The following is a 20,858-nucleotide window of genomic DNA, read 5'->3' on the forward strand; positions in this document are numbered from 1 at the left end:
TTTTGGGCGATATGCATTAGCCCGAAAACAGGACGCCCGTCCGGTTTTCGGACGGACGGTGTCATTCAGGCATATAAGCGAGGCTATTTCGGCGGGATGGTCAGCGTTGCGCCGACAGGAAGCCGGCGCGGCTCATAGCCCTTGTTGGCACCCGAAATAACCTTCCATTTGGCGCCGTCGCCATAGGCCTTCTTGGCCAGATCCCAATAGGTGTCGCCGGCAACGATGACATGGTTGGCTTCGGCCGGCGCCGCCTCCGCTGGCTTTGCCGGCTCGGCCGGTGCCGGCGCGGCTGGTGGCGCTGGCGGGGGAGGTGCTCCTTCCGTCGATATGGCCGGTGGTGTGTTGGCGATATCGCCCGAGTTGGCCGGCAACTCAGGCATTGCAGGTGCCGCTTCAGCAGGCTTGGCGGCTGCAGCCGGATCGGTTGCCGGGGCCGCAGGCGCCGCGGCGACGGTCGCGGCCATTTCGGTGATGCGGCCGTCGAGCTTTGGCGTGTAGGGTCGGTGGGCACCGAGATAGTCGGCAACCACCTGTTCGAGGCCGGGGCCGTAATCGTAGGCATTCTTGGCCTTGTCGGCGAAGATCTTGTAGCCGTCGCCGCCCTGGCGGACATAGTTGTTGGTTGCGACCAGATAGTCCTTGTCCGGCTTGATCGGCGTCCAGGCGCCGCCTTCCATGACTTCCACCGACTTGACGCGGCCGGCATTGGGCGCGACGGATTTATCGAAGGAATATTTCAGGCCGGCGACCTGGGGGAAGCGCCCGGCGCCGTCCTCGACCTGGCTGAGGCCGCCCTCGAGGCCGGCCACCAGATCCTTGCCCGAAATCTGGAAGGTCGCCAGCGTGTTCTGGAACGGCAGCACGGCCAGCACCTCGCCCATGGTGACGGTGCCCTTGTCGATCGAGGCGCGCAGGCCGCCGCCATTGGAGATGACGATTTCGACGCCCTGTCCCTTGACGCGGTCGAGGACGGCGTCGGAAACGAGGTTGCCCATCGCGCATTCTCGGGTGCGGCAGCTCTCACGACTGCCGTCGATGACGTCGGTGGTTTCCGCCACTTCCTTGTTCTTCAGCGCCTCGATCGGGGCCCCAAGCTCCTTGATGCGGGCGAGCACGGCCGGGTCGGGGGTGATCGACTTGTCGAGATAGATCGGGTCGCCGCTGGCCGATTTGACGACGCCATTGTCGTCGAACACCACCTTGAACTCGCCGAGATATTTCGAGTAGGACGCCGCCTGCACCACCGGCACCTTGTAGCCGTCCGGATTGTCGACCATCGTCGGGTAGGGGCCTTCGGCCTTCGGATCGGTGTTCGACAGCAGGGAATGGCTGTGGCCGCCGACGACGACATCGATGCCCGGGATCTTGGCAATGACGTCGCGTTCGCGCCTGTAGCCGATATGGGTCACGGCGATGATCTTGTTGACGCCTTCGCCCTTGAGCTTCTCGACCTCGGCGGTGATCGACCTGACGTCGTCCTCTATAGTGACGTTGGGTCCGGGGGAAGCGAGGTCCGGCGTGTCGTTGGTGATCGCGCCGATGATGCCGATCTTCTGGCCGCCGACCTCGACGACCACAGACGGCTTGATGCGGTCGCCGAGCTTGGATTGCGCGTTGGCCTTCACATTGGCGCCGAGCACCGGGAACTTGATCATGTCGAGGAACGGCGCCAGGGCCACTTCGCCGTCGTCGAATTCATGGTTGCCGAGGGCCATGGCATCGAACTTCATGCCGTTGAGGAATTCGCCTTCGACCTTGCCCTTGTAGGTCGTGTAGAACAGCGATCCCTGGAAATTGTCGCCGGCGCTGAGCAGCAGCACGTTCTGGCCTTCCAGCTTCTTGCGCTCCTGGGCGATCGCGGTGATCAGCCGGCCCGCGCCACCGATGCACTCGCCCTTGGTCTCCTCGTCCGCCGAGCAGGTTGATTCATATTTGTTGTTGCCTTCGATGCGGCTGTGCCAGTCGTTGATATGCAGGATGTTCAGCGTGTAGTCGGCAAAGGACGCGCCGGCCGACAGGCCGAGTACTGAGGCTGACAGGGCTGCAATGGCGGCAAGCTTCTTCATCTTCGTCTCCCGGAAAGCTGATCAGAGGCCATTAGCGCCGTTGCTTGACTGGAACATAACAGCCGGCACTTCGGCCATGTTCCCATCGCGTTCCGGATGACGCAAGCGGAATCCGGGACCCTTTGCCGGCATAAAAAAGGACGGCGGCCAACCGGCCGCCGTCCTTGGAAAACGAATGGTCGTGGGTTCAGACGCGCCTTGTCAGCACGAAATTCTGACCGCTGGAGCTGGTGCAGTTGAGCTGGCTTGTCGACACCATCAGGCAGTTGAAGCTGACCGCGGTCTGGCGGATCAGCGAGGTGCCGTTGATCTGCACCGATGTGGCGCCGGTCATCGTGTAGCTGCCGTCGGCAAGCTTCTGGCCGGTGTCGGTGGCCACGGTCGTGAAGGTGCCGCCGGCAAAGGTCGACAGGCCGGTGCCCTTGGCATCGATCCACGAGCCTTCGACACCTTTCGGCGCCGCTGCCATCGGCGGTTCATCGGGGCCGCTGGTCGCACAGGCGGCGAGCATCGTCGCAATGGCACCCGCCACGCTCATCGAAAGAATTTTGCGCGCAATGTTGTTCATATGAAAATCCTCTCCTCAGTCCGCATCCCTTCAATCGCCCGATTTCCGGGCGATTGCAAGGCAGTGAGGCAGGTAGGCGGTGCTGCTATCGCACAAGGATGTTGCGGAACTGCCACGGGTCGTTCCGGTCGAGGTCTTCCGGGAACAGGCCGGGACGGTTATCGAGCGGCGTCCAGTCGGTGTAGTAGCCCTTGACCGGTCCGAGATACTGGGACTGCACTTCCAGGCACCGCCTGTAGTCCATCTCGTCGGCTTCGACGATGCCGGCCTCGGGGTTTTCCAGCGCCCAGACCATGCCCGAGAGCACCGCCGAGGTGACCTGCATGCCGGTGGCGTTCTGATAGGGCGCCAGCTTGCGCGCCTCGGCGAGCGACAGCTGCGAGCCGTACCAGTAGGCATTCTTGTCGTGGCCGTAGAGCAGCACGCCGAGTTCGTCGACGCCGTCGATCAACTCGTTCTCGTCGAGCACATGATGCACCGGCTGAGGCTTGCCGGCGGCGCCGAACATTTCGTCAAGCGACAGCATCGCGTCGTTGCAGGGATGGTAGGCATAGTGGCAGGTCGGGCGGTAATGCACCTTGCCCTTCTTGGAACGCACGGTGAAGAAATCGGCGATCGAGATCGCCTCATTATGCGTCACCAGCAGGCCGTATTGCGCGCCGGGCGTCGGGCACCATGAGCGCACGCGCGTGTTGGCGCCCGGCTGCTCCAGATAGATGGCGGCCTTCGAGCCTTGCTTGTGCTTCTTGGCGTTCTTCGGCATCCACGTCTCATGCGTGCCCCAGCCGAGTTCGGCAGGCTGCAGGCCCTCGGAGATGAAGCCTTCGACCGACCAGGTGTTCCAGAACACATTCATCGGCTTCGGCTTCTTGGTGCGCTGGGTGTCGCGTTCGGCGATGTGGATGCCCTTGACGCCGGCCTTCTTCATCAGCTTGGCCCAGCCCTCGCGGTCGTCCTGCGCGGGCTCCGAGAATTCCAGGCCAAGATCGGTGGCGAGATTGACCAACGCCTGCTTGACGAACCACGAGACCATGCCTGGATTGGCGCCGCAGGTGGAGACCGCCGTAGCGCCGCCGGGCTTGTCGTGCTTTTCCTTGAGCAGCGACTCTCGCAGCGCGTAATTGGTGCGGCTGGCGTTGTCCGCCTTGGCGTCGAAATAGAAGCCGAGCCACGGCTCGACGACGGTGTCGATGTAGAGCACACCAAGCTTGCGGCAGAGCCGCATCAGATCCACCGAGCCGGTATCGACCGACAGGTTGATGCAAAAGCCCTGGCCGCCGCCATTGGTCAGAAGCGGGGTCAAGAGCTTCTTGTAGTTCTTCTCGGTCACCGCTTCCTGGACGAAGGCGATGCCGCGCTCGTCGAGCAGCTTGCGGTCGGTGTCGCGCGGGTCGATGACCGTCATGCGCGACTTGTCGAACTTGAAATGGCGTTCGATCAGCGGCAGCGTTCCCCGGCCGATCGAGCCGAAGCCGATCATCACGACGGGGCCGCTGATCTCACCGTAAACGGGCCAGTTTTCATTCGCCATTTTATCGAGCACTCCTTCAAAACCCAGGAAACTGGGAAAACACGCGCAAAACCGGGAATTTCTGCCCGGCGGCCATGCGCTACATCATAGATCATTGTCACAAACCAGCGAAAAGCGCCAACCAGCGGCTACGCTGCGTTGGCTACGTGGTTAAGGCCGAAACCGTGGATGAGTGGCTCTATCCGAGCCTGAGCTTGCCCATTCGCCAAGCGCACCGGTTTAACGGATTTTTGCCCTCGGCGCGGCTGTGGACGCCCGAACCACCAGTTCCACGGGCAGAACGACTTGGCGGGGCGGTTGATTGTCAAGAACCATGCGGGCGGCGAGCCTGCCTTTTCCGATCACGTCTTGCGCGACAGTCGTCAACGGAGGCGTGGTGCGTGCGGATTCGGCAGTGCCATCGAAGCCGATAACCGACACATGGCGCGGCACCTCTATGCCACGACGAACCGCCTCGTCGAGTATTGTGATCGCTTGCCAATCCGACATGGTCAGGATTGCGGTTGCTTCGGGCACATTGTCGAATACCACCGCCCCAGCAGATGGATCGCCCGGCGTCGTCTCGATGATCGGAACATCGTCGATCGACAAGTTCGCCTCCGCCAAACCCTGTTTGAAACCGTCGAGCCTTTCGTCGTCGAGTGAGAAGCCGGCTAGAAGCGGGCGCTCTGCCTGTCCGGGCATGTGCACGATCGGAGGGCCTGGAGTCCTCCGTATGGAAAGGATGGCAAAATGCCGGTGCCCTAACCCGGTCAGATGCCGGACGGCGGCGACCGCGCCACTTCTGCCGTCGATCTTTATCGAATTGATGTCGGGACCTGCGTCATTTTCGAGAATGACGAAGGGCAGGCGCCGTCGTTGTGCCGATGTTATGAGACCGATGTCCCCGCTGTGACCAAGGATGAAGCCGTCAACGAGGGCCTCGCGGATGCTGGCGAAGCGGGTATTGTCGGTGCCGTTTACAAGGCTGAGCGTCGTTCCGGCCTCGTCGCAGGCGAGCGAAACGCCCAGCACCAACTCGCGGCCATAGGGGCTTCTCATCACCTCGGCGATGGCGTAGGCGCCAGGTGGCATGAACCCGATGGCATTGAACTTGCCATCCCGCAGCAATCGTCCTTTCGGGTCGGGGCCGCCAAATCCGAGCGCTCTCGCGGCCGCTTCAACACGTTGGCGCAATTCAGGCCTGACCAGTTCCGGCCGGTTGAAGACGTTGGAAACAGTGCCCCGGGAGACACCGGCAGCCTTGCCCACATCGGCTAGCGTTGGCATTGTGATTCACCCATTTCCCTTCAGTTAGACCATTTTTTGGAGCGCTCCAAGAATTTCGTTGACTCGAAAGTGAAAAAGGGGGATCGTATCACTTGGAGCGCTCCAAATAAACATATCTGCTATATTTCGCGTCTGAAACAACGGAGATTGTCAAAAGGCTTGGTCACAGCGGCGGCCATGCCCAAGGAGAGAGTCATGGCAGAAACCAATGTTTTTCCAGCCTCGCTTGTCGGTAAGTCTTTCGACTGCGTTTTCGGCCCGTTCGTACCCCGGCTGACGTTTTTCTCGCCGGAGGAATTGCATGTGCAGGCGTCGATCGGTGCCACCGAAATTGACGAGATGGTCAAGATCGACATGACCAGCGTACGCCCGAACCTCGTTCTCATGAGCTGGACGGAGCAGAGCGGCAACTTCATCGTGCAGTTGCAGGATCATGAAAACGGGATCGTCCATAATTATGCGCGTCTGGCCGATGGGCAGCTCTTCTGTGCCCAAGGTGCCATTCAATCCGTTGCGGTGGCGTGACACTGCCGCGTCTTGGCCCGGCCGACCGCGTGCGGCCGGACTCCGATCTGCTGAAGTGCCTGTCATCGATTTCCCTAATGGAGGAGGAAAGTGCGATGGAACTCGCTTACGACAGTCATCTGCTTGCCCGAATTCTGTTGAGCGTCGCGACCGTGGGCTACGGTGTGGTGACGATCAAAGCCGACCTCAACGCCACCCACGCCACCAATCCGCTGTGGACCCCGCACGCCCGGTTTCACGTCGTTTGGCAGGTGCTGAGCTACACCGGAGTTGCGCTGATTGCGCTGGGGCTTATCTGGATCGAGGGGCCACTCGAAGCCGAGCGGCTCTATCTCGCAGGGGGATTGGGCGTCGCTATGTACGGAGCGTTCTTCGTGGCAATGCTCTCACGACCGATTTATGGCGGCGTGCTCTACGACGAGAACGGCTATCTGCCATTCCGACCGCCGTTCGGACCGGCGGGTTGGCGGTGGGATGTCAACGTCACCGTCTTTAGCGCGATGTCCGCGATCCTGCTGCTGGGCCTAGCCGCGATTTAGGACAGCGCCAGCGCCCCGAGCCGGTCGACTAGCCGATCGCGGTCTGATGTCAGGCCCTTGTAGTCGAGCTGCGCGAGATCGAGCGCCTTGAGCTGGGCGGCGAAAGACGCCGCGAGCTTCGCCCGATCAGGGTGCCTGGCCAGCACGGCGAGCGGGTCGAGATGGATGCGGATGGTGAACAGGATATCGCGTGAAACAGGCAGTTTGCGCAGGGTTTGCCGCTCGACGCGGATGAAGGCATGGGCGTCGATGTCGCCATCGGGAAAGCGCGACCGCCGATTTGTAGCGCGGTCGATGCGCTGCAGGTCGGAAAGCGGATGGTAGAGCGCGTTATCGGACTGGATCGACCAGTTGTAGCGCTCGACGGCCTGCCCCTGGAGGCCATCGAACATCCGGTTGATGAGTTCCGCCGGACGCGTGCCCGGGCCGAAACCCGGCACCGGCGCGTGGATGTCGTGCAGCGGCTTGCCGAATTTTTCCAGGAGCGACCAGGACGAGGGAAAGCACAGCGAGCCGGCAACGAGACGCCAGCCATTGTCGCCGCGGCGCATCAGGATCAGGTCCTCCTGGATGAGCTGTGAGGCCTTGGCCAGCGGAGCCTCGGCGAGGGAAGCAGGCAGACGGCGCGCCGCGCCCACCACCTCGACGCCTGATCCGATGCACCGATAGATTTCTGGAAACCTGTCCAACAGATGCGCACTGAGCAAGTCGAGCACCTCCTGCTGAGCGTCCCGCGTGCCGTCCTCCTCGACAAAAACCCGCTCGGGGATTTCGGCATAGAGCCGGTACTTCTCGGCGAGATACGGCAGCAGATGGTCGTCGATCTCGATCCAGTCCGCCGGATCGAGCGGCTTCAGCCCGATGCTGAAGAGTTTCGACGAGCCGTCATAGGGCGTGTGGGTGGGCAAAGAGGTCATGCTTCAGATCAGTCTCGCAGGGATTAGTCCGCGCAGCGAATTGCCGACAAAAAGTGCTTTGGCCGACTTCAGGTCGCTGTAGCTGTAGACGGCTTCACGGGCGCGGCCTTCATCCAGAAGCTGCGCGCGCAATACACCAGGCAGCAGGCCGCAGTCGAGCCGGGGTGTGGCCAGCACGCCGTCGCCGAGATCGGCAAAGACATTGGTGATCGTGCCTTCACAGATCTCGCCGCGCTCGTTGGCCATAAGCACCTCGTCGGTCTGGGTGACGAGATATTCGGCGCGGGCATGCGTGTAGAGCTGTCGTCGGCTGGTCTTGTGGCGCAGCAGCGTGTCGTGTGAATCGAGCCTCGTCCGCGCCAGCCGCAGCGTCCAGACCTTGTCGGCGGCGAGCGGTTCATAAGGCTGCGCCGAGGCCGCCACCTTACCATCATGCGACAGGACGAGCCGCGTGCGCATGGCAACGCCGGAACCGCTGACCGCGCTGCTCAGCGCCTCGCCGACCGTGCCTGGATCACAGCGGAAGCCGAGCTCAGCCGCCGAGCCGTAGAGGCGCGCAAGATGGCGATCGAAGCGCAGGAAGCCCGGGCGGGGTTCCCAGCGCATGGTCTCGATCAACTGAAAGTCGGCGGTGTTCCCGTCGCGAAGCGCGCTTTCAGCAGACACTCCTGATACTCCTCCTGCGCCGTCGAATCGAAGACGACGCCGCCTCCGACATTGTAGACGGCCTCGCCGCCCGAAAAGAGCGAGATGGTGCGGATCGCCACGGAAAAGCGCATCGGGCCGCCGGGCGCGATCCAGCCTATGGCGCCGCAATAGGCATCGCGGGGCGTGCCTTCCAGATCGCGCAGGATCTCCATGGCACGGATCTTAGGCGCGCCGGTAATCGAACCGCAAGGAAACAGCGCCGCGAAGATCTGGCGGATAGAGAGACCCGGCAGCAGTCTGGCCCTGACGTCGCTTACCATCTGGTGCACGGTCGGGTAGGTCTCGATGCGGAACAGCGCCGGCACGTCCAGCGTGCCCACCTCGCTGATCAGCGAGATATCGTTGCGCAGGAGATCGACGATCATCCGGTTTTCGGCCTGGTTCTTCTCGTCATTGCGCAGGAAGATCTTCTGCCGTTCGTCCTCGGCTTTGGTGGCGCCGCGCGGTGCCGTTCCCTTCATCGGATGCGTCTCGATCATGCCCTCGGCGTCGATCTCGAAGAACAGTTCAGGCGAGCGCGACAGCACGATGGGTTCACCGAGCGCGATCAGCGCGCCGTATTTCACCGGTTGACGTTCGGTCAATGCATTGAAGGCGGCCAGCGGCTCGCCCGACCACTGCGCATGCACGGGAAAGGTCAAATTGCCCTGGTAGCAATCACCTTGCCGGATGTGCTGGTGCAGTCGCGAGAAGCGTTTTTCATAATCCTCGGGCGACCACGTCGCACGGGCGTCGAAGATCGGGCCATTGGTGGCTGTGGTGTCGCGCGGCGGCACCGCCTCTTCGACCGGGGCATCGAAAACCCCAAGGCACACGAGCGGGGAGCGGCGTCCGTTCGGCAGCAGGGGAACGAGCTTGGGTTCGAGCAGGTAGCCCGCCTCATACGAGAAATAGCCGGCAAGCCATTTGCCTGCATCATGCGCGGCTTGTGCTGCTTTCAGAGCCTGCTCGAAATCCTCTGCTTCGTGCGCCACGATGATATCGGCCGGCCGGTCGAAAACGAGCTGGCGCGCGCTTTTGTCATTGCGAAAAATTGCGGCGGGCAGGGACATGGGCACCGAATGCTGCGGTCAATGAAGCCATCAACCGCTCTATATGGGGTGCCGCCCGCGCGCAATCGAGGGAACGGCACGCTGCCTCTTAAAGCCGACCTTAGGGCCAACTCAGGAACCAAGAGCAAACGGCGGCGCCTATATGGCGCCGCCGCTTGCAATCTTCAATATTCGCCAGCGATCAGCTGTTGCCGGTGGTTCCGGCTGTTGGAAACTGCTTGGCGAATTCCTTCTCGTTGCCGGAGGCGAGCAGCTTGGCCTGCTCGATCCAGCGTTCGCGCGCGATACGGCCGTCGAAATTCATGACGTCCTCGATCCGTTTGATATCGGCCGCGGTCCAGGACGCGATCTGGGCGAAGTTGGTGACGCCTTGCGCCTTGAGCAGCTTCTCGTTGACCGGACCGATACCGATCAGCCGGCGCAGATTGTCGGGCTTGCCGGATGCTGGGCCGGCTGCTGGCTTGGCTGTTGTTGCAGGCTTGCTCGTCGCGGATTTGGCTGGAGCCGAGGCTTTGGTGGCGGCGGGTTTCGCCGCCGGCTTGGCAGAGACCGCCTTGGCAGAGATCGGCTTGGCAGAGACCGCTTTCGCAGCGGCGGCCGGTTTAGCCGGCGCGGGCTTTGTGGCGGCGGATTTGGCCGGCGCGGGGGTCGACATCAGGGCCGCCGGCGCCTTGCTTGCCGGCTTTGCCGCGCTGCTTCCGGCGGCAGGTGCGGCCGGCGCGTCGCGCAGCCGGCGCTCGAGGTCGGCGCGGGTCTTGCCGCATGCATCGAGTTCGCCGGTCAGGCGGTCGCTGTCGGTGCGCAGCCTGTCGCGTTCGCTGCGTGTACGGTCGAGGTCGCCGCGCAAGCTGTCGAGTTCACCGCGCAGGCGCCCCCAAAGGAACCAACCGACCAACACGCCTATCAGGAACGCCAGGACCACGTAGAAAAAAGTGCCCATTGTCTCTCTCCAGTCAGATCCGTCTGCCGTGGGTCATGACCTTCGGCGAAGGACTACTCTTGGTGGTTCCGCGGTAAGCAGAACAGCCGGCTTCGGTTCGAGCTGCGGCGATCGGCTTTGCTTGCCCATGGCCAACGGCCGTTGTCGCGTTCGCCTGAGCGCCACGGCCGGCTGAGATTTCTCCTCGCCGATCCGCATGCGCTCCGGCTGAGCTTGGAGCGAAGGCTATCATAGAGCTTGTGGAAAGCTATCGGAAAACTTCGGTGGAGAGTACTTCAAGAACAGATATTTAGGGCGATAGTAGAGCTGTCCCAACATGCATTCCGGCTAAACTGTTAGAGCGACGCCTGAGGGACGCATCTCAGGTGTCGAGCGCTTCCAGCTCGTCGATCAGGCCACTGATGACGCCAAGTCCGATCTGCCAGAAGGCGGGATCGGTTGCGTCGAGCCCGAAGGGTGCCAGAAGCTCGGAATGATGCTTGGTGCCGCCCGCGCGCAGCATTTCGAAATACTTGTCCTGAAAGCCGCGCTCGGCGTTCTGGTAGACGGCGTAGAGCGAGTTCACCAGGCAGTCCCCGAAAGCATAGGCATAGACATAAAAGGGCGAATGGATGAAGTGCGGGATGTAGGTCCAGAACACCTCGTAGCCTTCGCGCAGTTTGATAGCGGGACCCAGACTTTCGGCCTGCACTTCGAGCCAGAACTGACCGAGCCTGTCGGAGGTCAGTTCGCCGTTCTTGCGTTCGGCATGCACCTTGCGCTCGAATTCATAGAAGGCGATCTGGCGTACGACCGTGTTGATCATGTCCTCGACCTTCTGGGCGAGCATGGCCTTTCGCTCGCGCCGGTCGGTGGTCTGGTCGAGCAGCGAGCGGAAGGTCAGCATCTCGCCGAAGACCGATGCCGTCTCGGCCAGCGTCAGCGGCGTCGAGGCCATCAGTGCGCCCTGGCCGCCGGCCAGCACCTGATGCACCCCATGGCCAAGCTCGTGCGCCAGCGTCATCACATCGCGCGGCTTGCCCATGTAGTTGAGCAGGACATAGGGATGCGCCGACGGTACGGTCGGATGCGCGAAGGCGCCAGGCGACTTGCCGGGCCGCACCGGCGCGTCGATCCAGTTGCGGTCGAAGAAGGTTCGTGCGATCTCGGCCATGTCGGGCGAAAAGCGCTGATAGGCGGACAGCACCGTGTTCCTGGCCTCGTCCCAGCCGATGATCGCCTGGGGCGTATCCGGCAACGGCGCGTTGCGGTCCCAGTGGTTCATCACCTCCATGCCCAGCCAGCGCGCCTTCATCGCGTAATAGCGGTGCGACAGGCGCGGATAGGCATCGCGAACGGCGGAAGCAAGGGCGTCCACCACGCTGCGCTCGACGCGGTTTGCGAGATGGCGTGAATCGGCGATGTCCTCGAAGCCGCGCCAGCGGTCGGATATTTCCTTGTCCTTGGCCAGCGTGTTGGTGATCAGCGTGAAGGTGCGCAAATTTTTGCGGAAGGTCGTGGCCAGCGCCTCGGACGCCCGGCGGCGCACCTCGCCGTCGGCATCCTGCAAGCGGTTCAGCGCCGGCTCCAGCGTCAGGTCCTCGCCGTCGATGTCGAAGCGAAGGTCGGTCATCGTCTCGTCGAACAGGCGGTTCCAGGCGCCGCGCCCAGTGATCGACTTTTCGTGGAAGAGCTGCTCGACGCGGTCCTCGAGCTGGTAAGGCTTGTCCTTGCGCAGATCGAGCACCCATGGCCGGTAGTGACCGAAGGCGGGGTCGCCGGCGAGCGCGCCTTCGATCGACGCATCGTCTATCAGGTTGAGTTCGAGCGCGAAGAACAGAAGGTGCGCGCTGGCGTCGGTCATCTTCTCCTGGACGTCGCCATAGAGCTTGGCGCGCTGGGGATCAGCGGTGTTTCCGGCATAAACCAGTCCCGCATAGGAGACGATGCGGCCGATCAGTTCCTCCAGCGCCTCGTAGGCGACAAGCGCCTCGCCCAGCCTGCCGGCGCTGCCGCGCTCGGCCTCGGCGGCCAGTGTGCCCTTCCAGCGGTTCTCGAAGGTGGTCGCATCAGTCGCGGCCTTGGCGATGTCGCGCTTCAGTTCTGGCGCGTCCATGCCGGCATAGAGGTCGGCAAGGTTCCATTCCGGCAGGTCGCCCAGCTCGGCCGCGCCCTGACCGGACGCCGGCGCCGTCAGCCGCCGTGCGGAAACCATGTGCCCAGAATCCTTATGCATTGCCGACACCTTCCGTGGCCAAGGTTCGAGGGGAAACGAGAAGCCGGTCAAATCCTAAGGAATTCATTCACCGGGTTTTTTGAAACCTTATTTAGAACCCTGTGCCAAGATGGTCCACAGGGCAGAATTCCTCGGGCGGGCAGTCATACCAGTCATGACAGGTTCCATACTCATAGTCGATGACGATCCGGTGCAACGCCGGCTGCTCGAAGCGGCGGTGACGCGGTTCGGCTACAGCGCAATCGTCGTCGACGGCGGCGCGGCCGCTCTCGATATCCTCGATGGACCCGGCGCCCGCGAGGTGTCGGTGGTCATCCTCGATCTGGTCATGCCCGGTCTCGACGGTATCGGCGTGCTGAAGGCGATGCGCGAGCGCGACATCCACGTGCCGGCCATCGTGCAGACCGCGCAGGGCGGCATCGAGACCGTGGTTTCGGCGATGCGTCACGGTGCCTTCGATTTCGTCGTCAAGCCGGCGTCTCCCGACAGGCTCCAGGCGTCGATCGGAAATGCGCTCAAGGTCGAGGCCGTCGAGGGCGAGGTCAAGCGCACGTCGCGCCGGCGCGGCGGCCTCCTGACCTTCAAGGACATGATCACGCACAGCCCGGCCATGGACAGGGTGATCCGCCTTGGCCAGAAAGCAGCGGCATCCAACATCCCGATCCTGATCGAGGGCGAGTCCGGCGTCGGCAAGGAACTGGTGGCGCGCGCCATCCAGGGCAGTGGCGACCGCCGTTCGAAACCCTTCGTCACGGTCAATTGCGGCGCCATCCCCGACAATCTGGTCGAATCGATCCTGTTCGGCCATGAGAAGGGCTCGTTCACCGGCGCCACCGACAAGCACACGGGCAAGTTCGTCGAAGCGCATTCGGGCACACTGTTCCTCGACGAGATCGGCGACCTGCCGCTCGACGTGCAGGTCAAGCTGTTGCGCGCGGTCCAGGACGGCGAGGTCGACCCGGTCGGCGGACGCTCGACCGTCAGGGTCGACATCAGGCTGATTTCGGCGACGCACCGCAACCTCCTGCAGCAGGTCAAGGACGGCAAGTTCCGCGAGGATCTGTTCTACCGGCTGAACGTCTACCCGATCTTCGTGCCGCCGCTGCGCGACCGCCGCGACGACATCCCGTATCTGGTCACCCATTTCATGGAGAAGGTGGCGCCGGCCGACCCGCGTCATCGCCTGCAAGGTATTTCGGCGGCAGCGCTCGCCGTGCTGCAGGCCTATGACTGGCCCGGAAACATCCGGCAGCTCGAAAATGCCGTCTTCCGGGCCTCGGTGCTTTGCGAAGGCGATGTGCTTTCCGCCGAGGACTTCCCGCAGATACGGGCGCAAGTGGAAGGCACCGTCAACCTGGATATGGACGGCGACGCGCCGTCGCCGTCCCTGTCTTTGGAGGGGCGCGATGACGAAGCCTTGCCCGGCGAGGGCGGCCCGGCAATCGCATTCGATCCGCCGGCAAGGCTGCAGCCTCGCTTCGGCACGTTGCGGGCGCTCGACGAGCGCGGCAATGTGCGGGCACTTGCCGATGTCGAACTCGAGATGATCAAGCTTGCCATCGATCACTACAACGGACAGATGAGCGAAGTCGCCCGCCGACTCGGGATCGGCCGCTCGACGCTCTATCGCAAGCTCAAGGAACACGGCATCGATCCGGAGACAGGCCGCGTGGACCGACTCGCCTCCTAGGGCGATGCCAGGCTGAGCTTCGGCCCGGAATCCGGCTTTGCCACAAGGCCGGTGCCAGCTTGCAATGCCATAACAGCCCTTGTATCGCCGTTTCAGCGGCATTGTGCTGTGTCATGGACAGCTCTGTTCACGCATTAAGGCTAACGGTAACAGATCGTGTTCGGGGCGAAGGCGAAAATCTGATCTAAACCAGCGGTTTACCAAGAAACCTTGTGAACAATTTTTGACGGGATATCGCCACGGTGTTACCGCATTTCGGCTTCAATAAGCGATGATTAACCATTAGGATCGATATTCGGGTGTGCTAATGCCACATCCGTTTGGACAAATCCGGGGACAAACGGCAGCCTGCAAGGCCTTTTGATTTGAACAGAATCGAACGACACACAAACAGGCGGCACCATCATTTGAGCGTCTGGCCGAAGTGGCTGGCAGTGTTGGTTGTCGCTTTTGGTTTTGTTGCCGCGGCTGCGAGCGGAGCCAGCGCCGAAACACGGTCGCTGAAGCTTTATCATCTCCACACCCATGAGAAGGCCGAGATCGTCTACAAGCGCAACGGCCGCTACGTTCCCGAGGGTCTCAGGAAGATCAACATCATTTTGCGCGACTGGCGTCGCAACGAGCCGACCAAGATGGATCCGCGTCTGCTGGATCTGGTCTGGGAGGCATATCGGGAAGCAGGTGCCACGGACTACATCCAGGTCGTCTGCGGCTATCGTTCGCCGTCGACGAACTCGATGCTGCGCGGCCGCAGCAGGGGCGTCGCCGAGAAGAGCCAGCACATGCTCGGCAAGGCGATGGATTTTTACATCCCCGGCGTGCCGCTGAAGAAGCTGCGTAACATCGGTCTCAAGATGCAGGGCGGCGGCGTCGGCTACTATCCGTCATCCGGTTCGCCGTTCGTCCACATGGATGTCGGCAATGTGCGCCATTGGCCGGGTATCAGCCGGCAGGAACTGGTCAGCCTGTTCCCCAATGGCAAGACGCTGCATGTGCCGAGCGACGGCAGGCCGCTGCCCGGCTTTGAGCAGGCGCTCGCCTCCTACAAGGCGCGCAAGGGTTCAGGCTCGCCGGCGATCGAAATGGCCAGTGCTGGCGGCAGCAGCAAGAAGTCAGGTGGCTTCCTGTCGGCTTTCTTTGGCGGCGGCGGCGACGACGAGGCCGACGACAGCGCCGATGTGCAGACCGCTTCGGCCGCCCCCCCGCCCAAGGCGAGAAACCTGAAGCCGGCAGCGGCAGCCAAGACCAGCAACCTCCCGGGCATTGCCATCGTGGCGCCGGAGAATGCGCGGCGCGCCGAGATTCCGCAGGTGACCGAGCAGCAGGCTCCGGAGCCGGAAGAGGACACGCCGGAGACGATCATCGCGGCATTGCCGGCCCGAAGCATTCCGCTGCCGGATTTCGCACCGCGGCCGAAAGCCGATGTCGGCGCTCAGCAGCCTGAGAACGTTCCTTTTGCGATGGCGGAGGCGACAGCCACCACCGAGCAGGCCGTGGCGACCGCGCATGCGCCGGCGAGCGTTCCTTTCGGCTTGGCCGATGCAACGGCTTCGGCTAATCCGGCCCAGATCGCGGTCAACAACATACCGTTGCCGACATGGCGTCCCGACAATTCGCTGCCGGCCGCTCTGGCTGCGCCGCCCAGCAAGGATGTGCTGATGGCGCTGGCCGAGACGGCTGATCAAGGCAAGACCGCGACCGATGCGTTCTCGGTGCTGCCGACGGCGCGGCCCGAGATGGCCAGGCCGGATGCGGTCAAGGCCGTGCTCGACGAGGCCAATGCACAGGTCGGTGCGGCCGATTACCAGCTTGCTTCCTTGTCCGGATCCGAGCCGCGTTCGGCGTTCAACGATCCGGGCACCAACGCCGCATCGCCGCGCGATGCTGTCGTTGCCCGTCCGGCCGGTTCCGATCCGGCCGCCGCGATCGGCGCCGGCGTCAAGACGACCCGCAAGGAATCGAGAGCCACCGCCCGCGACCTGAAGCCAGGCCCCAAGGCCATGGTGGTTGCAGCCGCACCGCAGGCCGCCCGCTGGGCGCTGACCAGCGGCGAGCATGTCGCCACCGTTTCAAGCGCGACGACGGCGCCGGGCTACGCCTACAGCATCGTGCACACGCCGCCGAGCGAGGTCTACACGGCCGGCTTCCAGCCGAGCAGCCAGGTGGCCGATGCCAATCGCTTCACCGGCAACGCCGTCAAGTTCATGTCGGTGGCCCGCTTCCAGACCAAGTGACGGCAAATCAATCGACAAAGCCGCGCCGGGCAACCAGCGCGGCTTTTTGTTGTTCAGCGAACCGGGCCAGCCCGCACGGTCACGCGCGGCTGAACTTCTCGTGAAGCCGGAACGGTCGGCCTATTCCCCGGGTTAATGTAGGTTCGTTCAAACCCGGGGAGATCCATGAAGAACATCCTATTGGCATCGGTCATCGCATTGGCAACCGCTTCGGCGGCCATCGCCCCTACGCAGGCCGAGACCATTGTCGTCAAGACTCATGACCGTATGCACATGAAGAAGCATTGCCGGACCAAGGTGGTCACAAGCTGGAAGCATCACCACAGGGTGGTTGAAAAGGTTCGGGTCTGTAGCTGATCCGGTTCGGAGCCGATTTGGCAAACCCGGTCGACGCGAGTCGGCCGGGTTTTTTCGTGCCGTGGCCGAAGCCTTATTTCGCAAGCTTGCTCGCCGCGCGCGCCAGGGCTTCGATCTCGTCCCACTTGCCGGCCTTGACGAGGTCGTCGGGCGCCACCCAGGAACCGCCGACGCAGACCACGTTGGGCAGGCTTAGATAGTCAGCCGCGTTCTTGGCCGAGATGCCGCCGGTCGGGCAGAATTTCACATCGGCGAGCGGTGAGGCGAAGGCCTTCAGCGAAGCGATGCCGCCCGACTGCTCGGCCGGGAAGAATTTCAGGAAGCGCAAGCCGGCTTCCCGCGCGGCCATGATCTCGCCGGGTGTGATGGCGCCGGGCAGCAACGGAACATCGCTGCCGGCGGCTGCCGACAGAAGCTCGCGGGTGATGCCGGGGCTGACGATGAAGCGCGAGCCCGCGGCAGCCGCCTCTTCGAACTGCCTGGCATTGAGAATGGTGCCGGCGCCGACGATGGCGTCCTCGACTTCACCAGCGACCCGCCGGATCGCTTCCAGCGCATCGGCGGTCCTCAGCGTGATCTCGATTGCCGGCAGGCCGCCGCGCGCCAGCGCGCGCGCCAGCGGCACGGCATTGGCGACATCAGAGATCTTCAGCACCGGGATGACCGGCTGGCCGTTGAGGAGCGACAGGAGTTTTTCGGTCTTGCTGGGCATGTGTCTCTCCGTGGCGTGGGACAATTCAACCGATTAGCAGAAGGCCGTTTTCCTGTCCACGAAACCGGCCGTGTCGCGATGTCACGCGTCGCCCATGCTCGCCAGGCTTAGCTCACAAAGGCGGCTGTCAGCTCGGCGGTGTCGGCAGTTTTGTTTCAGGATAGGAATTTTTTCTTGACTCCCTGACCTCAGCTATGGTACAAATTCGCCCATGGTGCAGATTTGCGCCAGTGACCTCCGAACAGGATGCTTGCTCTGCCTTGAATCGGCTTTCGTGAGCGTTTAGTGGCTTCGGCAATGACATCCCTTCCGCCCTTCCGCGTCGCAGCGCTCTACCGGTTTGCCCGGCTCGACGCTTTCGAAGAACTGCGCGCGCCGCTCGCCGCCTTCTGCTGCGGGCGCGGCATCAAGGGCACGCTGCTTCTGGCGCATGAAGGCATCAACGGCACCGTCGCCGGCAGCGAGACGGCAATTGCCGAACTGATCCTGTACCTTGAAGCCATCGAAGGGCTGGCTGGCCTCGAGGTCAAGTACAGCGCAGCCGCGGACATGCCGTTCCACCGCATGAAGGTGCGGCTGAAGCGCGAGATCGTTACCATGGGTGTCGACGACATCGATCCTTCGAAAAGTGCCGGCACCTATGTCGCGCCGGCCGACTGGAACGCGCTGATTTCGCAGCCCAGCACTGTCATCATCGACACGCGCAACGCCTATGAGGTGTCGATCGGCACCTTCAAGGGCGCGGTCGATCCAGCCACGTCAAGCTTTCGCGAGTTCCCGGCCTGGGTGGAAGCGCACCGGGCGGAGCTCGAGGGCCGCAAGGTCGCGATGTTCTGCACCGGCGGCATACGCTGCGAAAAGGCGACCGCCTACGTCAAGTCGCTCGGCTTCGAGGACGTGTTCCACCTCAAGGGCGGCATCCTAAAATATCTGGAAGAGGTTCCCTCCGAACAGAGCCTCTGGCAAGGCGAGTGCTTCGTCTTCGACGAGCGCGTTTCGGTGTCGCACGGCCTCGCCGAGGGCGAAGCGGAACTGTGCCGGGCCTGCCGCCGCCCGCTGACGCCGGGCGACCTGACGTCGCCCAAATTCGCCGCCGGTATTTCCTGCCCGCATTGCTTCGATGCGCGTTCGGACGAGGACCGCCAGCGTTATGCCGAGCGCCAGCGCCAGGTCGAGCTTGCGCAGGCGCGGGGCAGAGAGCCGCATATCGGCTCCTGATCCAGGCATCGAGCTGCTGCAAAGCGGCCGCTGTCATTGCAATGTCAAGTTTCGGGACTTACGTCTTCGACGTTCGAAACCTGCCCGTTCGGCCGGGCAAATCCTGGAGGCACTGAATGTTCGATCCCAAGAAGCTTCTCGACGATCTGCTCGGCTCGCAAATCCCCGGCACCAGCGGCACCGTTCGCGACAAGGCGGGGCAGGCCGTGCAGATGGCCAAGGACAATCCGCTGGCCGCCGGCGCACTGGCCGCCGTGCTACTTGGAACTGGTGCCGGTCGTAACGTAACGGGCGCCGCGGTGAAGCTTGGCGGACTGGCTGCCATCGGCGGTCTCGCCTACAAGGCCTACCAGAACTACAAGGCCGGCAACGCACCCGCCGAAGCACCGGCGGCCGGCGAACCGGAATTGCTGCCGCCGCCCAAGGACACCGCCTTCCACCCGTCGCAGGCGCCGCAAGGCGAGGACGAATTCACGCTGACCCTGATACGGGCGATGATCTCGGCGGCGAAGGCCGATGGCCATATCGACGATGAAGAGCGCCAGAAGATCGCCGGCAAGCTCAGCCTGGCCGGCATAGACTCCGATGCCGAAAAGTTCCTGATGGCGGAGCTGGCAAGCCCGCTCGACCTCGACACGCTGGTGGCCGGCGCCAAGACCGACGCGCAGAAGCTCGAACTCTACACGGCATCGCGCCTGACCATCGATCCCGACACCCGCGCCGAGCGTGGCTATCTCGACCTGCTTGCAGGCCGGCTCGGCCTGCCGGACGCGCTGGTCGACCATGTCGAGGCAACGGTTTCGGCGGCCAAGGTGCCGGCCAAGGCAGGGACATCACCCAATCCGCGCTGGTAGGCCAAAACGGCACAGGAGGCACTTTCCGGGTTAACCTCTCGTTAACCCAGCAAGCGCATCATTCAACACAGTCGGATCGGCTTTTCCTCCTCCCAAGCCCGGTTCAGATCAGGGGCGGTCGCCAATGGCCGCCCTTTTTGTCGGCCCGATCGGATGGACACGCTTGCCATCGCCGCCGTCATTTGCGATGCCTTCCTTTTTCGAGCCAAAACCCGAAAATCAGTCGAGCAAGCGCAGCTCTGCCGGAGGACAACAGCCATGACCGAGCAAAGAACCGCCATCGTCACCGGGGCCGGCACGGGCATCGGCAAGAGCGTCGCCACGGCGCTGCTCAAGAACGGCTGGAACACGGTATTTTGCGGGCGCCGCAAGTCGGTGCTGGACGCTGCGGTCGCCGAGGCCGGCCGCACCGACGCCAAGGCCTTGGCGGTAGCCTGCGATATCAGCAAGGCAGGCGAGGTCGACGATCTGTTCGAGACCGTGGCGGCGGCCTTCGGCCGTGTCGACCTGCTCTTCAACAATGCCGGCATGGGCTACAAATCGGCGCCGATCGACGAGATACCGGTCGAAGTGTGGAACGATATCGTCGGCGTCAATCTCACCGGTTCGTTCCTGTGTGCCCGTGCCGCCTTTGGCGCCATGCGCAAGCAGAAGCCGATGGGTGGCCGCATCATCAACAACGGTTCGGTGTCGGCCTATGCGCCGCGCCCGGGCTCGGTGCCCTACACGGCGACCAAGCATGCCATCACCGGGCTGACCAAGACGCTGGCGCTCGACGGCCGGCCTTATGACATCGCCTGCGGCCAGATCGACATCGGCAATGCGCTGACCGATATGGCGCAGCCGATGACGGTCGGCGTGCCGCAGGCCAACGGCTCGATATCAGCCGAAGCGGTGATGGATGTTCAGCGCGTCGCCGACGCCGTCGTCCATATGGCCAGCCTGCCGCTCGAGGCCAACGTGCTGTTCATGACCGTCATGGCGACCAAGATGCCGTTTGTCGGGCGTGGGTAGTTATTCTCCCGGTAGCTCTGCGCCGGGTAGATAGAGCGCGATAGGACGGATCTCGTAGACGGCGGTCGGATTGACGCGACGAAACTCGCGCGCGATAGCGATGGCATCGTCCCGCGTCGGGCAGTCGACGACATAGAGGCCGAGAAGCTGTTCCTTGGTTTCGGCGAAGGGGCCGTCGACGATCATGCCGTCGCGCAAGGTGCAGGCCGATTGTGTCGCGTCAAGCCGCGCCGACGGGCCAAGGCTGCCGTCGGCATAGAGCCCTTCATGGATCTTGAGCAAGTCAGCCATCAGCGCCGTATCTTCCTGCGGCGTCAGCGCTTTGATTGCGTCTTCCACATGATAGGCAAGGATTGCATAGAACATCCGATGTCACCCCACTTCGATCCTGATCCGAGGACCGTAGCCGTTCTCGACATGCACGCCCAGTCTTGGCCGCGCGCCTC

19 protein-coding genes are annotated in these 20,858 nt (G+C 63.1%); 8 read left to right on the forward strand and 11 right to left on the reverse strand.

Annotated features, from left to right (window positions below; genetic code table 11):
- Positions 1–83: 83 nt before the first annotated feature.
- From NKI99_RS06995 to NKI99_RS07010, 4 genes are all read right to left on the reverse strand, one after another.
- Positions 84–2,069, reverse strand: coding sequence for a 5'-nucleotidase C-terminal domain-containing protein (locus NKI99_RS06995; RefSeq protein ID WP_352610326.1), 1,986 nt, complete (start codon positions 2,067–2,069; stop codon positions 84–86).
- Between the two features lie 187 nt (positions 2,070–2,256).
- Entirely contained in the window at positions 2,257–2,637 is a 381-nt protein-coding gene (gene omp10 / locus NKI99_RS07000; protein WP_352610329.1) for an outer membrane lipoprotein Omp10, read from the reverse strand.
- An 85-nt stretch (positions 2,638–2,722) separates the two neighbouring features.
- Complete coding sequence (locus NKI99_RS07005) at positions 2,723–4,168, reverse strand: homospermidine synthase (RefSeq protein WP_352554016.1); 1,446 nt, start codon at positions 4,166–4,168, stop codon at positions 2,723–2,725.
- Between the two features lie 219 nt (positions 4,169–4,387).
- Positions 4,388–5,419 (reverse strand): LacI family DNA-binding transcriptional regulator, encoded by a 1,032-nt coding sequence (locus tag NKI99_RS07010; protein ID WP_164892874.1) that lies wholly within the window; start codon positions 5,417–5,419, stop codon positions 4,388–4,390.
- A 213-nt stretch (positions 5,420–5,632) separates the two neighbouring features.
- Between NKI99_RS07010 and NKI99_RS07015 the strand changes: the two genes are divergently transcribed.
- A complete protein-coding gene (locus tag NKI99_RS07015; protein ID WP_023810059.1) occupies positions 5,633–5,962 on the forward strand; it encodes a MoaF-related domain-containing protein in 330 nt (109 codons plus the stop codon).
- Positions 5,963–6,057: 95 nt separating this feature from the next.
- A complete protein-coding gene (locus NKI99_RS07020; protein WP_031212814.1) occupies positions 6,058–6,501 on the forward strand; it encodes a hypothetical protein in 444 nt (147 codons plus the stop codon).
- Here NKI99_RS07020 and NKI99_RS07025 read toward each other — a convergent pair.
- The 5 genes from NKI99_RS07025 to NKI99_RS07045 all read right to left on the reverse strand — a co-directional run bounded on the left by NKI99_RS07025 (position 6,498) and on the right by NKI99_RS07045 (position 12,312).
- Positions 6,498–7,418: a heme-dependent oxidative N-demethylase family protein gene (locus NKI99_RS07025; RefSeq protein WP_352610332.1), complete on the reverse strand. Its 921-nt coding sequence runs from the start codon at positions 7,416–7,418 to the stop codon at positions 6,498–6,500. The genes NKI99_RS07020 and NKI99_RS07025 overlap by 4 nt on opposite strands.
- 3 nt (positions 7,419–7,421) lie before the next feature.
- Complete coding sequence (locus NKI99_RS07030) at positions 7,422–8,084, reverse strand: aminotransferase class IV family protein (RefSeq protein ID WP_023810056.1); 663 nt, start codon at positions 8,082–8,084, stop codon at positions 7,422–7,424.
- Entirely contained in the window at positions 8,033–9,178 is a 1,146-nt protein-coding gene (locus NKI99_RS07035) for an aminodeoxychorismate synthase component I (protein WP_352610335.1), read from the reverse strand. The genes NKI99_RS07030 and NKI99_RS07035 overlap by 52 nt, the downstream gene beginning before the upstream one ends.
- A gap of 181 nt (positions 9,179–9,359) precedes the next feature.
- Complete coding sequence (locus NKI99_RS07040) at positions 9,360–10,118, reverse strand: helix-hairpin-helix domain-containing protein (RefSeq protein ID WP_352610338.1); 759 nt, start codon at positions 10,116–10,118, stop codon at positions 9,360–9,362.
- Between the two features lie 361 nt (positions 10,119–10,479).
- Positions 10,480–12,312, reverse strand: coding sequence for a M3 family oligoendopeptidase (locus NKI99_RS07045; RefSeq protein ID WP_352610340.1), 1,833 nt, complete (start codon positions 12,310–12,312; stop codon positions 10,480–10,482).
- A gap of 175 nt (positions 12,313–12,487) precedes the next feature.
- Between NKI99_RS07045 and NKI99_RS07050 the strand changes: the two genes are divergently transcribed.
- From NKI99_RS07050 to NKI99_RS07060, 3 genes are all read left to right on the forward strand, one after another.
- Positions 12,488–14,023 carry a sigma-54-dependent transcriptional regulator gene (locus NKI99_RS07050; RefSeq protein ID WP_352610343.1) on the forward strand — a complete coding sequence of 512 codons (1,536 nt, stop codon included), beginning with the start codon at positions 12,488–12,490 and terminating at the stop codon, positions 14,021–14,023.
- 407 nt (positions 14,024–14,430) lie between these two features.
- On the forward strand, positions 14,431–16,257 hold the full coding sequence (locus tag NKI99_RS07055) for a peptidoglycan L,D-endopeptidase MepK (protein WP_352610346.1): 1,827 nt from the start codon (positions 14,431–14,433) through the stop codon (positions 16,255–16,257).
- A gap of 165 nt (positions 16,258–16,422) precedes the next feature.
- Positions 16,423–16,614: a hypothetical protein gene (locus NKI99_RS07060; protein WP_023810050.1), complete on the forward strand. Its 192-nt coding sequence runs from the start codon at positions 16,423–16,425 to the stop codon at positions 16,612–16,614.
- A gap of 73 nt (positions 16,615–16,687) precedes the next feature.
- On the opposite strand, the gene NKI99_RS07065 is transcribed toward NKI99_RS07060, so the two are convergent.
- Positions 16,688–17,326 (reverse strand): 2-dehydro-3-deoxy-phosphogluconate aldolase, encoded by a 639-nt coding sequence (locus NKI99_RS07065; RefSeq protein WP_352610349.1) that lies wholly within the window; start codon positions 17,324–17,326, stop codon positions 16,688–16,690.
- Between the two features lie 297 nt (positions 17,327–17,623).
- Here NKI99_RS07065 and trhO point away from each other — a divergent pair, with 297 nt between their 5' ends.
- From trhO to NKI99_RS07080, 3 genes are all read left to right on the forward strand, one after another.
- Positions 17,624–18,544, forward strand: coding sequence for an oxygen-dependent tRNA uridine(34) hydroxylase TrhO (trhO, locus tag NKI99_RS07070; RefSeq protein WP_352610352.1), 921 nt, complete (start codon positions 17,624–17,626; stop codon positions 18,542–18,544).
- Positions 18,545–18,660: 116 nt separating this feature from the next.
- Positions 18,661–19,398: a tellurite resistance TerB family protein gene (locus NKI99_RS07075; RefSeq protein ID WP_127809400.1), complete on the forward strand. Its 738-nt coding sequence runs from the start codon at positions 18,661–18,663 to the stop codon at positions 19,396–19,398.
- A 258-nt stretch (positions 19,399–19,656) separates the two neighbouring features.
- On the forward strand, positions 19,657–20,412 hold the full coding sequence (locus NKI99_RS07080; RefSeq protein ID WP_023810046.1) for an SDR family oxidoreductase: 756 nt from the start codon (positions 19,657–19,659) through the stop codon (positions 20,410–20,412).
- On the opposite strand, the gene NKI99_RS07085 is transcribed toward NKI99_RS07080, so the two are convergent.
- Positions 20,413–20,778, reverse strand: coding sequence for a YciI family protein (locus NKI99_RS07085; RefSeq protein WP_128303104.1), 366 nt, complete (start codon positions 20,776–20,778; stop codon positions 20,413–20,415).
- Positions 20,779–20,858: the final 80 nt, after the last annotated feature.

The organism is Mesorhizobium sp. M0239 (genome assembly GCF_040321815.1).
Taxonomy (GTDB): Bacteria; Pseudomonadota; Alphaproteobacteria; order Rhizobiales; family Rhizobiaceae; genus Mesorhizobium.

Excerpts from the sequence above, each read along its gene's own strand:
- trhO (WP_352610352.1), top strand. The coding sequence starts at position 17,624 with ATGACATCCCTTCCGCCCTTCCGCGTCGCAGCGCTCTACCGGTTTGCC.
- NKI99_RS07060 (WP_023810050.1), top strand. The coding sequence starts at position 16,423 with ATGAAGAACATCCTATTGGCATCGGTCATCGCATTGGCAACCGCTTCG.
- NKI99_RS07005 (WP_352554016.1), bottom strand. The coding sequence starts at position 4,168 with ATGGCGAATGAAAACTGGCCCGTTTACGGTGAGATCAGCGGCCCCGTC.
- NKI99_RS07045 (WP_352610340.1), bottom strand. The coding sequence starts at position 12,312 with ATGGTTTCCGCACGGCGGCTGACGGCGCCGGCGTCCGGTCAGGGCGCG.
- omp10 (WP_352610329.1), bottom strand. The coding sequence starts at position 2,637 with ATGAACAACATTGCGCGCAAAATTCTTTCGATGAGCGTGGCGGGTGCC.
- NKI99_RS07035 (WP_352610335.1), bottom strand. The coding sequence starts at position 9,178 with ATGTCCCTGCCCGCCGCAATTTTTCGCAATGACAAAAGCGCGCGCCAG.
- NKI99_RS07050 (WP_352610343.1), top strand. The coding sequence starts at position 12,488 with ATGACAGGTTCCATACTCATAGTCGATGACGATCCGGTGCAACGCCGG.
- NKI99_RS07085 (WP_128303104.1), bottom strand. The coding sequence starts at position 20,778 with ATGTTCTATGCAATCCTTGCCTATCATGTGGAAGACGCAATCAAAGCG.
- NKI99_RS07040 (WP_352610338.1), bottom strand. The coding sequence starts at position 10,118 with ATGGGCACTTTTTTCTACGTGGTCCTGGCGTTCCTGATAGGCGTGTTG.
- NKI99_RS07080 (WP_023810046.1), top strand. The coding sequence starts at position 19,657 with ATGACCGAGCAAAGAACCGCCATCGTCACCGGGGCCGGCACGGGCATC.
- NKI99_RS07075 (WP_127809400.1), top strand. The coding sequence starts at position 18,661 with ATGTTCGATCCCAAGAAGCTTCTCGACGATCTGCTCGGCTCGCAAATC.
- NKI99_RS07020 (WP_031212814.1), top strand. The coding sequence starts at position 6,058 with ATGGAACTCGCTTACGACAGTCATCTGCTTGCCCGAATTCTGTTGAGC.
- NKI99_RS06995 (WP_352610326.1), bottom strand. The coding sequence starts at position 2,069 with ATGAAGAAGCTTGCCGCCATTGCAGCCCTGTCAGCCTCAGTACTCGGC.
- NKI99_RS07025 (WP_352610332.1), bottom strand. The coding sequence starts at position 7,418 with ATGACCTCTTTGCCCACCCACACGCCCTATGACGGCTCGTCGAAACTC.
- NKI99_RS07015 (WP_023810059.1), top strand. The coding sequence starts at position 5,633 with ATGGCAGAAACCAATGTTTTTCCAGCCTCGCTTGTCGGTAAGTCTTTC.
- NKI99_RS07065 (WP_352610349.1), bottom strand. The coding sequence starts at position 17,326 with ATGCCCAGCAAGACCGAAAAACTCCTGTCGCTCCTCAACGGCCAGCCG.